A 13,506-nucleotide genomic window follows, 5' to 3' on the forward strand; every position below is an offset into this window, starting at 1 on the left:
ACCGGCCGGACAGGACGGCTCACTGCTTGAGCGCCGGCGCCCCGGGTACGCCCTTCGGCGCCGGAGCCGGGCGGCCCGCCAGGAAGGATGCCCAGCCCTGCCTGGGGGCCTCACCGACCTCCAGCGCGCGCAGCCGCTTGAGGACCGCCGGGTCCTGCGCGTCCAGCCAGTCGGAGAGCTGCCGGAAGGACACGCAGCGCACGTCGGGCTTGGTGCAGACCTCCTTGACGACCTCGTCGATGGCCCGCATATAGGTGCCGCCGTTCCAGGACTCGAAGTGGTTGCCGATGATCAGGGGCGCGCGGTTGCCGTCGTAGGCCCGGTAGAAGCCCTTGAGCAGGCCGTCGCGCATCTGGTCGCCCCAGTAGTCGAACTTGTCGGGGTCGCCCTGAGTGGTGGCGCCGGACTGGTTGACCATGAAGTTGTAGTCCATGGTCAGCTGCTCGTAGGTGTGGCCGGGGAAGGGGACCAGCTGCATCGACAGGTCCCACAGCCCGTTCTTCTTCCTCGGCCAGACCTGGTCGTTGACGCCGCTGGTGTCGTAGCGGAAGCCCAGGTCAGCGGCCGCCTTCATGAAGTTCTTCTGCCCTTCCAGACAGGGGGTGCGGGCGCCGATCAGCTCCTTGTCGTAGTCGAAGGGCAGCGGGGCCGCCGTCTTCAGTCCGGTGTTGGTCTTCCACGTCTTCACGAACTGCTTGGCCTGGGCGATCTCGCTCTTCCATTCATCGACCGACCACTGGCCTACGCCCCCCTCGGCGCCGCAGAAGTGGCCGTTGAAGTGGGTGCCGATCTCATTGCCCTCCAGCCAGGCCAGCCGTAGCTGCCGGACGGTGTCGGCGATGCCCTGCTCGTCGTTGAAACCGATCTCGGAGCTGCCCGGCTCGTGCTGGGGCGGCTTGTAGAGGTCGCGCTTCTCCTCCGGCAGCATGTACAGGCCGCTGAGGAAGTAGGTCATCGTCGCGTTGTTGGCCTTGGCGACCTTGCGGAAGTGGGAGAACAGCTTCTGGCTGTCCTCGCCCGCGCCGTCCCAGGAGAAGACCACGAACTGGGGCGGTTTCTGCCCGGTCTTCAGCCGTTCGGGTCGGGGCAGGTGCGGTTGGGCCCCGGTGTACGCGGTGGAGCCGTCGCCGATCAGCCGGACGACGCTCTGGGGTGCCGGTGCCGCCTTCTGCGGGCCGGGCGCCCCTTCCTTGGCACCGCCGCCTCCGGCACAACCGGCGAGTGACGTGGCGCAGGCCGCGGCGGCCATGGCGCCGGCGGCGATCCTCTGGGTGGCGGCCATGTTCCGCCCACCTTCTTCCTTCTCTCAGGCGAACGCTGGTCAGGGCGTTTTCTGGTGTTGTGCCGGTTTTCAGCCGACAGCGCCGCCAAGGTCGCACGGGGTCGAGAAGGAATTAGTACGACAAGCCGATGAAATGCCCACATCACCCTTCGGGGTGAACTGATGCACCATTTGCCCGGTAAATCCATGCCTGACCTTTACTCTGCATTACGATTCATTTACCGAGCGTTGATTCATCCCGCCGCTGCATGCCGTGACCCACGGCCGCGACCGAGCCTCCCGCCCATCGACGAGGGACCCACCACCCTTTCCGCGACCGCGCTGCCCCGGAGGAGACGGGAACATGTCAGCCTGCGTACCCACCCAGCCCGAGACCCCCGGCGTCGGAGCCGGGGACCGCCCCGCCACCGACCCCGCCACCGACTCCGTAACCGACACCGCACCCGCCAATCACCCGCCTGGGCCGTCCGGTTCACCGCCGGCGCACCGACGGCGCTTGCGCCCGGAGAGCGCCGATCTGTCCGCCTCCGTCGCGGTCTTCCTGATCGCCCTGCCCCTGTCTCTCGGCATCGCCCTCGCCACCGGCGCGCCGCTCCAGGCCGGTCTGGTCGCCGCAGCGGTCGGCGGGCTGGTCGCCGGACGGATCGGCGGCTGTCCGCTCCAGGTCAGCGGCCCCGCCGCCGGACTCACGGTCGTCACCGCCGACCTCATCCACCGGTACGGCTGGCGGACGACGTGCGGCATCACCGTGCTGGCCGGACTCGCCCAACTCGGTCTCGGCTGCCTGCGCGTGGCCCGCGGTGCCCTGGCCGTCAGCCCGGCCGTGGTGCACGGCATGCTCGCCGGCATCGGCGTCACCATCGCCGTCGCCCAGGTGCACATCGTGCTCGGCGGCAGCCCGGACAGTTCCGTCCTCGCCAATCTGGCCGCGCTGCCGGCCCAGTTGGCCCACGTCCATCCGGCCGCCCTGGCGATGAGCGCCCTGACCCTGACCCTGCTGCTGACCTGGCCCCGCATCCCGGGCCGCGCGGGCCGGGCGCTGCGAAGAGTCCCGGCCGGCCTGGTCGCCGTAGCCGGTGCCACCGTCACCGCCTCGCTCACCGGGCTCACCCTGCCCCGGGTCGACCTGCCGTCCTGGAGCAGTCACGCCCTGGCCGGACTGCCCGAGGGACCGGCGCTCGGCATCGCGGCCGCGGTGCTCACCACCACGTTGGTGTGCAGTGTGCAGTCGCTGCTCGGCGCGGTGGCCGTGGACAAGCTGGTGGCCGGCCGCGGCGGGGCCCAGGCCCGCGTCGGGCGCTCCGACCTGGACCGCGAACTTCTCGGACAGGGCGCCGCCAACGTCGTCTCGGGCGCCCTCGGCGGGCTGCCGGTCGCGGGGGTGGCGGTGCGGAGTTCGGCGAACGTGAACTCAGGCGCGCTGAGCCGGAACTCCACGATGCTGCACGGCGTTCTCGTAGTAGTCGCCGCGCTGCTGATGGTCCCGCTCCTCGAGCTGATCCCCCTCGCCTCGCTCGCCGCCCTGGTGATGGCCGTCGGCATCCAGATGGTGTCCCTGCACCACATCCGCACGGTGACCCGCCACCGGGAAGTGCTCGTCTACGCCGCCACCACCCTCGGCGTGGTCTTCCTCGGCGTCCTCCATGGTGTGGCTCTCGGTGTCGCCGTGGCCGTGGCCGTCGCCCTGCACCGTCTGTCCCACACCCGCATCACGCACGAGGAGAGCGGAGGAGTCCATCACGTACACGTCCGGGGGCAGCTGACCTTCCTCGCGGTCCCCCGGCTCAGCAGAGCCCTGCACCAGGTGCCCCAGGGCGCGCGCGCCGTCGTGGAGCTGGACGGCTCGTTCATGGACCACGCGGCCTACGAGGCGCTGCAGGACTGGCAGAACGCCCATGCCGCGCGCGGTGGTTCGGCCGAACTGACCGGCAGGCGCGCCGGAGTACGGGCCGCCGAGCCGCCGGCCTCCGCCCTGTGCCGCTGCCGTCCCTGGACACCGTGGCGCAACCACCAGTGCGACATGCCGTCCGGCACCCGGGCGGACCACACACCGGAAGGAGAGACAGATCCGCGGGAACCCGAGGACACGGAGGTGACCACCGGAACCCGGACCGCCAACGGCGCCGGAACCCTCGTCGCCACCGGCTCGGACAGCGAGCAGACCCCTGCCGACGACACCCTCGACGCCCGCGACAGAGAGGCACAACCGCCCACGCCGAAGCCCCAGTCCACCCCCACACCCACACCCACCTCTACGCCTACGTTCTCCCCGGTTGCCACCTCACCCGCCTCACCCACCTCGCACCCCGCTGCCCTCGGCACCGACGGTTCCACGGCTCCCTGCGCGCCGTCCTCGCAGGCGTCGTTCACCTCGTCGGCGCAGGAACTGGCCCGTGGCATCAGCTCGTTCCAGCGGAACACCGCCCCGCTGGTGCGGGAGGAGCTGGCGCGGCTGGCGCGGGAGGGGCAGCAGCCCTCGCAGCTCTTCCTCACCTGCGCCGACTCCCGGCTCGTCACGTCGATGATCACCGCAAGTGGTCCGGGTGACCTGTTCGTCGTGCGCAATGTCGGCAACCTGGTGCCGCTGCCCGGCGAGGAGAACGGGGACGACTCGGTGGCAGCCGCGATCGAGTACGCGGTGGACGTGCTGAAGGTCCGGTCCGTCACCGTGTGCGGGCACTCGGGGTGCGGGGCGATGCAGGCGCTGCTGACCGCCGACCCCGGTCGGGCGGCGACCCCGCTGGGCCGGTGGCTGCGGCACGGGCTGCCGAGCCTGGAGCGGATGGCCGACGACGACCGCTCCTGGGCCCGGCTGACCGGGCGGGCGCCCGCGGACACGGTGGAGCAGCTGTGCCTGACCAACGTCGTCCAGCAGCTGGAGCACCTGCGGGCGCACGAGTCGGTGGCGCGGGCGCTGCGGGCGGGCACGCTGGAGCTGCACGGGATGTACTTCCACGTGGGTGAGGCGCAGGCCTACCTGCTGGACCGTGCGGCCGAGGACCCGGTGTTCGGGCATGTCGCGGGGGCCGCGGCCGAGGTGCCCGACCCGGTCTGACGCCCGGCGCGACACGCCGAGGTGTCGAGGAGGGTGCCCAGGGGTGCGCCCGGGTGACCGCGCAGGGGCTGAACTGGGGCTGGTCGGCGTCCGTGAGTATGCGTGAGCAGGGCTGACACCGACCGACCCACAGGTCTAAACCAATTGTCCGTTCACCCTTGTCAGCGGGCCCTCAGGTCTGATGAGCTGTGGTCTGGGACACAACGGACACCCTTGGAAAGGGAGATGTCGTGAGCAACGAGAGCCTGGCCAACCTGCTCAAGGAAGAACGCAGGTTCGCGCCGCCCGCCGACCTGGCCGCGCATGCCAATGTCACCGCGGAGGCGTACGAACAGGCCAAGGCTGACCGGCTCGGCTTCTGGGCCGAGCAGGCCCGCCGGCTGACCTGGGCCAAGGAACCGACGCAGACGCTGGACTGGTCGAACCCGCCGTTCGCCAAGTGGTTCGAGGACGGCGAGCTGAACGTCGCGTACAACTGCGTGGACCGGCATGTCGAGGCCGGGCACGGCGACCGGGTCGCCATCCACTTCGAGGGCGAGCCCGGTGACAGCCGCGCGATCACCTACGCCCAGCTGAAGGACGAGGTCTGCCGGGCGGCGAACGCGCTGCTGGAGCTGGGGGTCCGCAAGGGCGACCGGATCGCCATCTACATGCCGATGATCCCCGAGACGGCCGTCGCCATGCTGGCCTCGGCCCGCATCGGCGCCGCGCACTCGGTGGTCTTCGGCGGCTTCTCCGCGGACGCGCTCGCCACCCGCATCCAGGACGCCGACGCCAAGATCGTGATCACCGCCGACGGCGGCTACCGGCGCGGCAAGCCGTCCGCGCTGAAGCCGGCCGTGGACGACGCCGTGCAGCGCGCCGGCGGTGTCGAGCACGTGCTGGTGGTCCGGCGCACCGGGCAGGAGGTGGCCTGGGACGGTGAGCGGGATGTGTGGTGGCACGAGATCGTCGAGCGGCAGCCGGCCGAGCACACCGCGGAGGCGTTCGGGGCCGAGCACCCGCTGTTCATCCTGTACACCTCCGGCACGACGGGCAAGCCCAAGGGCATCCTGCACACCTCGGGCGGCTACCTGACCCAGACGGCGTACACGCACTGGGCGGTGTTCGACCTCAAGCCGGAGACGGACGTGTACTGGTGCACGGCCGACGTCGGCTGGGTCACCGGGCACTCCTACATCGTGTACGGACCGCTCGCCAACGGTGCCACCCAGGTCATGTACGAGGGCACGCCGGACACCCCGCACCAGGGGCGGTTCTGGGAGATCGTGCAGAAGTACGGGGTGACGATCCTGTACACGGCGCCCACGGCGATCCGTACGTTCATGAAGTGGGGTGACGACATCCCCGCGAAGTTCGACCTGTCGTCCCTGCGCGTCCTGGGTTCGGTCGGTGAGCCGATCAATCCCGAGGCGTGGGTCTGGTACCGCAAGCACATCGGCGCCGACCGCACCCCCGTCGTGGACACCTGGTGGCAGACCGAGACCGGCGCGATGATGATCTCCCCGCTGCCCGGCGTGACGCACGCCAAGCCCGGCTCGGCACAGCGCCCGCTGCCCGGCATCAGCGCGACGGTCGTCGACGACGAGGCGAACGAGGTCCCCGACGGCGGCGGTGGCTACCTGGTCCTCACCGAGCCGTGGCCGTCGATGCTGCGCACCATCTGGGGCGACGACCAGCGCTTCCTCGACACCTACTGGTCGCGGTTCGAGGGCCGCTACTTCGCCGGTGACGGCGCGAAGAAGGACGACGACGGCGACATCTGGCTGCTCGGCCGGGTCGATGACGTCATGCTCGTCTCCGGCCACAACATCTCCACCACCGAGGTCGAGTCCGCGCTGGTCTCCCACCCCGCCGTCGCGGAGGCGGCCGTGGTCGGCGCCGCGGACGAGACCACCGGACAGGCCATCGTCGCCTTCGTCATCCTGCGCGGCACGGCGAACGCCGACGACGACCAGCTCGTCGCGGGCCTGCGCAACCACGTCGGCGCCGCACTCGGCCCGATCGCCAAGCCCAAGCGGATCCTGCCGGTGGCGGAGCTGCCCAAGACCCGCTCCGGCAAGATCATGCGCAGGCTGCTGCGGGACGTGGCCGAGAACCGCCAGCTCGGCGACGTCACCACCCTGACCGACTCCACCGTCATGGACCTCATCCAGAGCAACCTGCCCAGCGCGAGCAACGAGGACTGACCGGGAGATCCGGCCGGCGACAACAGCGCGGCACGGCAGGGGGCACCTCGACGCGAGGGGTGCCCCCTGTCCTGTCTCCCTGCCCACCACCCCGCCTCCATCCCCACCCCACCCCCATCCCCACCCGCACCCTCACCCTCGCCTCGCCCTCGCCCGAAATGATCCTTTCGGCCCTTTCGTCTATGAGGAGCGTCTGATGAGCGGGTAAGCTGATTTCCTCAGGGTGAGCCGGGAAGTCTGGTCGGCAGCACCGTCGGCGATCCCTTCGCCGGCGCCGTAGCCGTACCGACCCGGAGGTCTCCCCCGTGGCCGCGCCACCCAGCAGCAAGCCCCGCAAGGTGTTCGGACTCCTCTCCCTGCCCGAGCGGACCTTCGTCGCGGACGCGCTGCGCGCCGAGACCGTCGGCGGCGTCCTGCTGCTGATCGCCGCGATCGCGGCGCTGGCCTGGGCGAACATCCCGGCCACGCACCACAGCTACGAAGCCGTCAGCCACTTCCACTTCGGTCCCGAGGCGCTGGGGCTGAACCTCTCCGTCGAGCACTGGGCCGCCGACGGCCTGCTGGCGATCTTCTTCTTCGTCGCCGGCATCGAGCTGAAACGCGAGCTGGTCGCCGGAGACCTCAAGGACCCCAAGGCCGCTGTCCTGCCGGTGGTCGCCGCGCTGTGCGGCATGGCCGTACCGGCGCTGGTCTACGTGCTCACCGCCCTCATCGGCGGCGGTTCCGCTCAGGGCTGGGCGGTGCCGACCGCCACCGACATCGCCTTCGCGCTGGCCGTCCTCGCGGTCATCGGCACATCCCTGCCCAGTGCCCTGCGCGCCTTCCTGCTGACTCTCGCGGTCGTCGACGACCTGTTCGCCATCCTCATCATCGCGATCTTCTTCACGGACCGGATCGACTTCGCGGCGCTCGGCGGGGCCGCCGCCGGGCTCCTGCTCTTCTGGCTGCTGCTGCGCAAGGGCGTCCGCGGCTGGTACGTGTACGTGCCGCTGGGCCTGGTCATCTGGGCGCTGATGTACAACAGCGGCATCCACGCCACCATCGCGGGCGTCGCCATGGGCCTGATGCTGCGCTGCACCACCCGCGAGGGGGAGCGGCAGTCGCCCGGCGAGCACGTCGAGCACCTGGTGCGGCCCCTGTCGGCCGGCCTGGCGGTGCCGCTGTTCGCACTGTTCAGCGCGGGTGTGCCGGTCTCCGGCGGGGCGGTGCGGGACGTGTTCACCGAGCCGGAGACGCTCGGCGTCGTCCTGGGCCTGGTCGTCGGCAAGACGCTCGGCATCTTCGGCGGCACCTGGCTGACCGCCCGCTTCACCCGGGCCTCGCTCAGCGACGACCTGGCCTGGGCCGACGTCTTCGCGGTCGCCTCCCTGGCCGGGATCGGCTTCACGGTCTCGCTGCTCATCGGCGAGCTGGCCTTCGCCGGCGACACCGTGCTGACCGACGAGGTCAAGGCGGCCGTGCTCAGCGGATCGGTGATCGCGGCCGCCTGCGCGACCGTCCTGCTCAAATTGCGCAACACCCGCTACCGCCGGCTGTGCGAGGACGAGGAGCGGGACGACGACCAGGACGGCGTCCCGGACATCTACGAACAGCACGAGCCGGCGTACCACCTGCGCATGGCGGTGATCCACGAACGCAAGGCGGCCGAGCACCGGCGGCTGGCCGCCGAGATGGCCGCGGCGCGCCACGCGGTTGCCGAAGTGGCGGGCGGGGCAGGCGAGGAGGACGACCGTCCGGCATGATCTGACGGACGGTACACAACGCGACGGCGCCACAACGGCACCTGAGACGGAGAGGGAGACCGCGATGAGCGCACCCGACGGCAGCCCGGTCGGCGCCGAACGCAGCATCGGCCAGCTGTTCGCCTCGGCGACGACCGAATTGTCGGCACTGGTGCACGACGAGATCGCCCTGGCCAAGGCCCAGCTGAAGCAGGACGTCAAGCGCGGCGCGGTGAGCGGCGGCGCGTTCTCGGTGGCCGGCGCGGTGCTGGTGTTCTCCCTGCCGATGCTCAACTTCGCCCTGGCGTACGGCATCCGCACCTGGAGCCACTGGAACCTCGCGATCTGCTTCCTGCTGTCCTTCGCGGCGAACGTGCTCCTCGCCGGCGGCCTCGCGCTGCTCGGCACGGTCTTCGCGAAGAAGGCGAAGCGCGGCCAGGGCCCGCAGAAGGTCGCCGCGTCGGTGAAGGAGTCGGCGGGCGTCCTGCAGAACGCCAAGCCGCATCCGCGCCCCGAGCTGCCGGAGGACCGGGCGCCGCAGGCCATCGAGGCTGTGGCACGCTCATCGTCATGACCGAGCCCGCCGCACAGTCGGCCGTACGCATCGACATCCCCGGAGCGGCTGTGACGCACCGGGACGTCGCCGCGAACGGTGCCCGCTTCCACATCGCCGAACTCGGCGACGGACCGCTGGTGCTGCTGCTGCACGGCTTCCCGCAGTTCTGGTGGACGTGGCGGCACCAGCTGGTGGCGCTGGCCGACGCGGGCTTCCGGGCGGTGGCCATGGACCTGCGCGGCGTCGGCGGCAGCGACCGCACCCCGCGCGGCTACGACCCCGCCAACCTCGCCCTGGACGTCACCGGGGTGATCCGCTCCCTCGGCGAGCCGGACGCCGCGCTGGTCGGCCACGACCTGGGCGGCTACCTGGCGTGGACGGCGGCCGCGATGCGCCCCAAGCTGGTGCGCAGGCTCGCCGTCGTGTCGATGCCGCACCCCCGGCGCTGGCGCTCGGCGATGCTGCGCGACGCCCGGCAGACCGCCGCCAGCTCCCACATCTGGGGCTTCCAGCGCCCCTGGATCCCCGAGCGGCAGCTGACCGCCGACGGCGGCGCGCTGGTGGGACGGCTGATCCGGGACTGGTCCGGGCCGCGGCCGCCGGAGGACGAGGCGCTGGAGACGTACCGGCGGGCGATGTGCATCCCGTCGACCGCGCACTGCTCGATCGAGCCGTACCGCTGGATGGTGCGCTCGCTGGCGCGCCCGGACGGCATCCAGTTCAACCGCCGGATGAAGCGGCCCGTACGGGTGCCCACGCTGCATCTGCACGGTTCGCTGGACCCGGTGACCCGTACCCGCAGCGCGGCCGGGTCCGGCGAGTACGTCGAAGCGCCGTACCGCTGGCGGCTGTTCGACGGGCTGGGGCACTTCCCGCACGAGGAGGACCCGGTCGCCTTCTCCGGCGAACTGGTCAACTGGCTGAAGGACCCCGAGCCGGACCGGTGACCGTCGCGGCAGGTCCGGAGCCCGCGACCTGAACTCCTGTCCGAGAAGCGGCCACATGCCCGGCGCATAGGCCAATTGGAGGGCCTTCGGGGTGGTTATCGACCTTCGGGCGGGGGCACACGTCGGGGTATGGGCTTGACGCACGACTACAGTGACGCACCCCGCAATCGCCGCTCGGCCACCGGCCTGAGCAGCACCCAGCGAGGCACTCCGCAGCTCGCGGGCGCGGACCTCAGGGTGGGGATCCCGCGCATCCTGCGCCGCCGGGCCCGTTGGGTCTCGGTACGTCTGCGTCACCCCCGCGGGTGACACGGCCCGCGCGCCGCTGACACCCGCCGCGCTCCGCTCCCGCGAGGCGTGCTCCTACAGGGCGCAGCTGTCGGTGCCGACCTGCTCGTTCGCCGTACGGCCCCTGGCGATGTCGTCCCGGATCTCGTCCGCGGTGAGGGCGTAGCCGGTGTCGGCGTCGTCCAGGGACTTGGCGAACACCACGCCGTAGACCTTGCCTTGGGGCGTGAGCAGCGGGCCGCCGGAGTTGCCCTGACGGACGGTCGCGTACAGCGAGTAGACGTCACGGCGGACGGTGCCGCGGTGGTAGATGTCCGGGCCGTTGGCGGTGATGCGGCCGCGTACCCGCGCGGCGCGGACGTCGTACGCGCCGTTCTCCGGGAAACCGGCGACGATCGCACCGTCGCCGCTCGTCGCGTCCTTGGCGGCGAACCGCAGGGCGTGCGCCTTGAGATCGGGTACGTCGAGCACGGCGATGTCGCGCTTCCAGTCGTACAGGACGACCTCGGCGTCGTACTTGCGGCCCACTCCGCCTATCTGCACGGTGGGTTCGTCCACGCCGCCGACGACGTGCGCGTTGGTCATCACACGGCGGTCGGCGAAGACGAAGCCGCTGCCCTCCAGCACCTTGCCGCAGCTCGGGGCGGTGCCCACGACCTTGACGACGGAGCGCTGGGCGCGGGTGGCGACGGTGCTGCCGGCCAGCGCCGGGTCGGGCGGCCGTACGTCGGTGATCGGCTCGTTCGCGAAGGGGCTGAAGACCTGCGGGAAGCCGTTCTGCGCGAGGACGGAGGAGAAGTCCGCGAACCAGGTGTCGGCCTGGGCCGGCAGCGCCCTGGAGACGCCGAGGAGCACCTTGGAGCCGCGGACCTCCTTGCCGAGCGTGGGCAGGGTCGTACCGGCGAGCGCGGAACCGATCAGCCAGGCGACCAGGAGCATGGCGACGACGTTGACCAGGGCGCCGCCGGTGGCGTCGAGGGCGCGGGCCGGGGACCAGGTGATGTGCCGGCGCAGTTTGTTGCCGAGGTGGGTGGTCAGGGCCTGGCCGACAGAGGCGCAGACGATGACGACGACCACCGCGACGACGGCGGCCGTGGTACCGATCTCCGCGTTGTCCGTCATGGCGTCCCAGGCGACGGGCAGGGCGTACACCGCGACCAGTCCGCCGCCGAGGAAGCCGATCACCGACAGGATGCCGACGACGAAGCCCTGGCGGTAGCCGACGACGGCGAACCACACCGCGGCCACCAGCAACAGGATGTCCAGCACGTTCACCGCTTCAAGCCTCGCCTCGTCATCTCCGGTCAGCCCAGGTGGGCCCGGGTCCCGGGGACGGTGTCCCGGACCCAGGCGGCACGAAGGTCACCCTGTCATGCCCGCCAGTCGAGCGGGACCTGCTTCCCCGTGTCCCAGGGGCGCTCCCAGCCCGCGTAGTGCAGCAGACGGTCGATCACGCCGGCCGTGAAGCCCCACACCAGGGCCGATTCCACCAGGAACGCCGGGCCCCGGTGGCCGCTGGGGTGGACGGTCGTCGCCCGGTTGGCCGGGTCCGTGAGATCCGCCACGGGAACGGTGAAGACACGGGCCGTCTCGTTCGGGTCGACCACGCCGACCGGACTCGGTTCGCGCCACCAGCCGAGCACCGGGGTGACGACGAAACCGCTGACCGGGATGTACAGCCTCGGCAGCACCCCGAACAGCTGCACCCCGGCGGGGTCCAGCCCGGTCTCCTCCTCGGCCTCGCGCAGGGCCGCCCGCAGCGGTCCGTCGGTCGCCGGGTCGCCGTCCCCGGGGTCCAGGGCGCCGCCGGGGAAGGACGGCTGCCCGGCGTGCGAGCGCAGGGACCCGGCGCGCTCCATCAGCAGCAGTTCGGGACCGCGAGCGCCCTCGCCGAACAGGATCAGCACGGCCGACTGGCGTCCCGAGCCGTTCTCCGGCGGCAGGAAGCGGCTGAGCTGGAGCGGCTCGATCGTCCCCACGGCACGCACCACGGGGTCGAGCCAGCCGGGCAGCCCCTCGCTGCTGAGCACCACCGGGCCGGGCCGCGCGCCACCCGCACGCGCACCACCGGCGTGCACGCCACCCGCGTGCGCCCCGGCCGCGCGCCCACCACCGGCGCGCACCGCCTCGGCGCGCGCCTCAGCCGCGTGCGCCTCAGCCGCGTGCGCCTCAGCCGCGTGTGCACCGGCCGCCCGCGCACCAGCCGCGCGCCCACCGTCCTGCGTGTGGCTCGTGTGCGTCATGGCCACCCCCGTTCTGCCCTGTCCAACGCCCGGGTGCCCCGAGATCGTTCCGTCACCGGGAGCGGCCCGTCATGCGGCGCCCAGCGGCGGCGCCGGCCTGCCGCCCGCGTCGAGGTAGGCCTGCGGGGGCCTCAGGCGCTGGCCCGGGAAGCCGCCCTTCTCGTACTTCAGCAGCTTCCGCGCCTTCTCGGGATCGGTCTCGCCCTCGCCGTAGGCCGGGCAGAGCGGGGCGATGGGGCAGGCGCCGCAGGCGGGCTTGCGGGCGTGGCAGATGCGGCGGCCGTGCCAGATGACGTGGTGCGAGAGGTCGGTCCAGTCACTCTTGGGGAACAGCGCCCCGACGGCCGCCTCGATCTTGTCCGGGTCGGTCTCCTCGGTCCACTTCCAGCGCCGCACCAGCCGCTGGAAATGGGTGTCCACGGTGATGCCGGGCCGCCCGAAGGCGTTGCCGAGGACGACGAACGCGGTCTTGCGGCCCACACCGGGCAGCGTGACCAGTTCCTCCAGCCTGCCCGGCACCTCCCCGCCGAACCGCTCCGTCAGCGCCTTCGACAGCCCTATGACCGACCTGGTCTTGGCGCGGAAGAAGCCGCAGGGCCGCAGGATCCCCTCGACCTGCTCGGGGTCGGCGGCGGCCAGGTCCTCGGGGGTGGGGTACTTGGCGAAGAGGGCGGGAGTCGTCTGATTCACCCGCAGGTCCGTGGTCTGCGCGGACAGCACGGTGGCGACCAGGAGTTGGAAGGGGTTGTCGAAGTCCAGCTCGGGGTGGGCGTATGGGAAGACCTCGGCCAACTCACGGTTGATCCGGCGCGCCCGGCGGACCAGGGCGGTGCGGGACTCGTCCTTCGGCGGCTTCACGGCGATGGTCCTGGCGGGCGCCGCCGGTACGGCCACGGAGGCCTTCCCGGGCGCGACGACGGCCTTCTTGGCCACCGCCTTCTTGGCTGAAGGCTTCGTGGCCGGAGACTTCTTGGCCGCCACCTTCTTCGCCACCGCCTTCTTCGCCGGGGCCTTCTTGGCAGCCGACGTCTTCCCGGCCACTGCCTTCTTCGCGCCCTTCTTCACGGCCTTCTTCACCGGTGACTCGGCGGCCGACTTCACCTGCGCCCCTTTTGCCGCCTTGGCCGGTTTGCTTCCGCCGCCGGACGACTGTTCGCCCACAGCGGAATCACCACGTACAACCACCTGCGCAGCCCCCTTGGCCTGTGCTCTCACCGGCGTTTTG

General features: G+C 71.5%; 10 protein-coding genes. 6 read left to right on the forward strand and 4 right to left on the reverse strand.

Annotation, left to right across the window (positions count from 1 at the left end; all coding sequences use genetic code 11):
- Window positions 1-19: 19 nt before the first annotated feature.
- Entirely contained in the window at window positions 20-1,282 is a 1,263-nt protein-coding gene (locus ACZ6CZ_RS29560) for a polysaccharide deacetylase family protein (RefSeq protein ID WP_469027231.1), read from the reverse strand.
- Window positions 1,283-1,625: 343 nt separating this feature from the next.
- Between ACZ6CZ_RS29560 and ACZ6CZ_RS29565 the strand changes: the two genes are divergently transcribed.
- The 6 genes from ACZ6CZ_RS29565 to ACZ6CZ_RS29590 all read left to right on the forward strand — a co-directional run bounded on the left by ACZ6CZ_RS29565 (window position 1,626) and on the right by ACZ6CZ_RS29590 (window position 10,059).
- Window positions 1,626-4,337 carry a SulP family inorganic anion transporter gene (locus ACZ6CZ_RS29565; RefSeq protein WP_469027235.1) on the forward strand — a complete coding sequence of 904 codons (2,712 nt, stop codon included), beginning with the start codon at window positions 1,626-1,628 and terminating at the stop codon, window positions 4,335-4,337.
- A gap of 230 nt (window positions 4,338-4,567) precedes the next feature.
- Window positions 4,568-6,526, forward strand: coding sequence for an acetate--CoA ligase (acs, locus tag ACZ6CZ_RS29570; RefSeq protein WP_469027238.1), 1,959 nt, complete (start codon window positions 4,568-4,570; stop codon window positions 6,524-6,526).
- 305 nt (window positions 6,527-6,831) lie between these two features.
- Window positions 6,832-8,268 carry a Na+/H+ antiporter NhaA gene (gene nhaA / locus ACZ6CZ_RS29575; RefSeq protein WP_469027241.1) on the forward strand — a complete coding sequence of 479 codons (1,437 nt, stop codon included), beginning with the start codon at window positions 6,832-6,834 and terminating at the stop codon, window positions 8,266-8,268.
- Window positions 8,269-8,332: 64 nt separating this feature from the next.
- Complete coding sequence (locus tag ACZ6CZ_RS29580; RefSeq protein WP_469027243.1) at window positions 8,333-8,821, forward strand: phage holin family protein; 489 nt, start codon at window positions 8,333-8,335, stop codon at window positions 8,819-8,821.
- Window positions 8,818-9,750 carry an alpha/beta fold hydrolase gene (locus ACZ6CZ_RS29585; protein WP_469027246.1) on the forward strand — a complete coding sequence of 311 codons (933 nt, stop codon included), beginning with the start codon at window positions 8,818-8,820 and terminating at the stop codon, window positions 9,748-9,750. The genes ACZ6CZ_RS29580 and ACZ6CZ_RS29585 overlap by 4 nt, the downstream gene beginning before the upstream one ends.
- 129 nt (window positions 9,751-9,879) lie before the next feature.
- Complete coding sequence (locus tag ACZ6CZ_RS29590; protein ID WP_469027249.1) at window positions 9,880-10,059, forward strand: hypothetical protein; 180 nt, start codon at window positions 9,880-9,882, stop codon at window positions 10,057-10,059.
- Between the two features lie 54 nt (window positions 10,060-10,113).
- Here ACZ6CZ_RS29590 and ACZ6CZ_RS29595 read toward each other — a convergent pair whose 3' ends face one another.
- From ACZ6CZ_RS29595 to nth, 3 genes are all read right to left on the reverse strand, one after another.
- The gene (locus tag ACZ6CZ_RS29595) at window positions 10,114-11,313 is read right to left on the reverse strand and encodes a MarP family serine protease (protein ID WP_469027252.1); all 1,200 of its coding nucleotides are present in this window, start codon (window positions 11,311-11,313) and stop codon (window positions 10,114-10,116) included.
- A gap of 95 nt (window positions 11,314-11,408) precedes the next feature.
- Window positions 11,409-12,071: an NUDIX hydrolase gene (locus ACZ6CZ_RS29600; protein WP_469027300.1), complete on the reverse strand. Its 663-nt coding sequence runs from the start codon at window positions 12,069-12,071 to the stop codon at window positions 11,409-11,411.
- Between the two features lie 279 nt (window positions 12,072-12,350).
- Window positions 12,351-13,382 (reverse strand): endonuclease III, encoded by a 1,032-nt coding sequence (nth, locus tag ACZ6CZ_RS29605; RefSeq protein WP_469027254.1) that lies wholly within the window; start codon window positions 13,380-13,382, stop codon window positions 12,351-12,353.
- Window positions 13,383-13,506: the final 124 nt, after the last annotated feature.

The organism is Streptomyces sp. NPDC041135, from assembly GCF_055592085.1.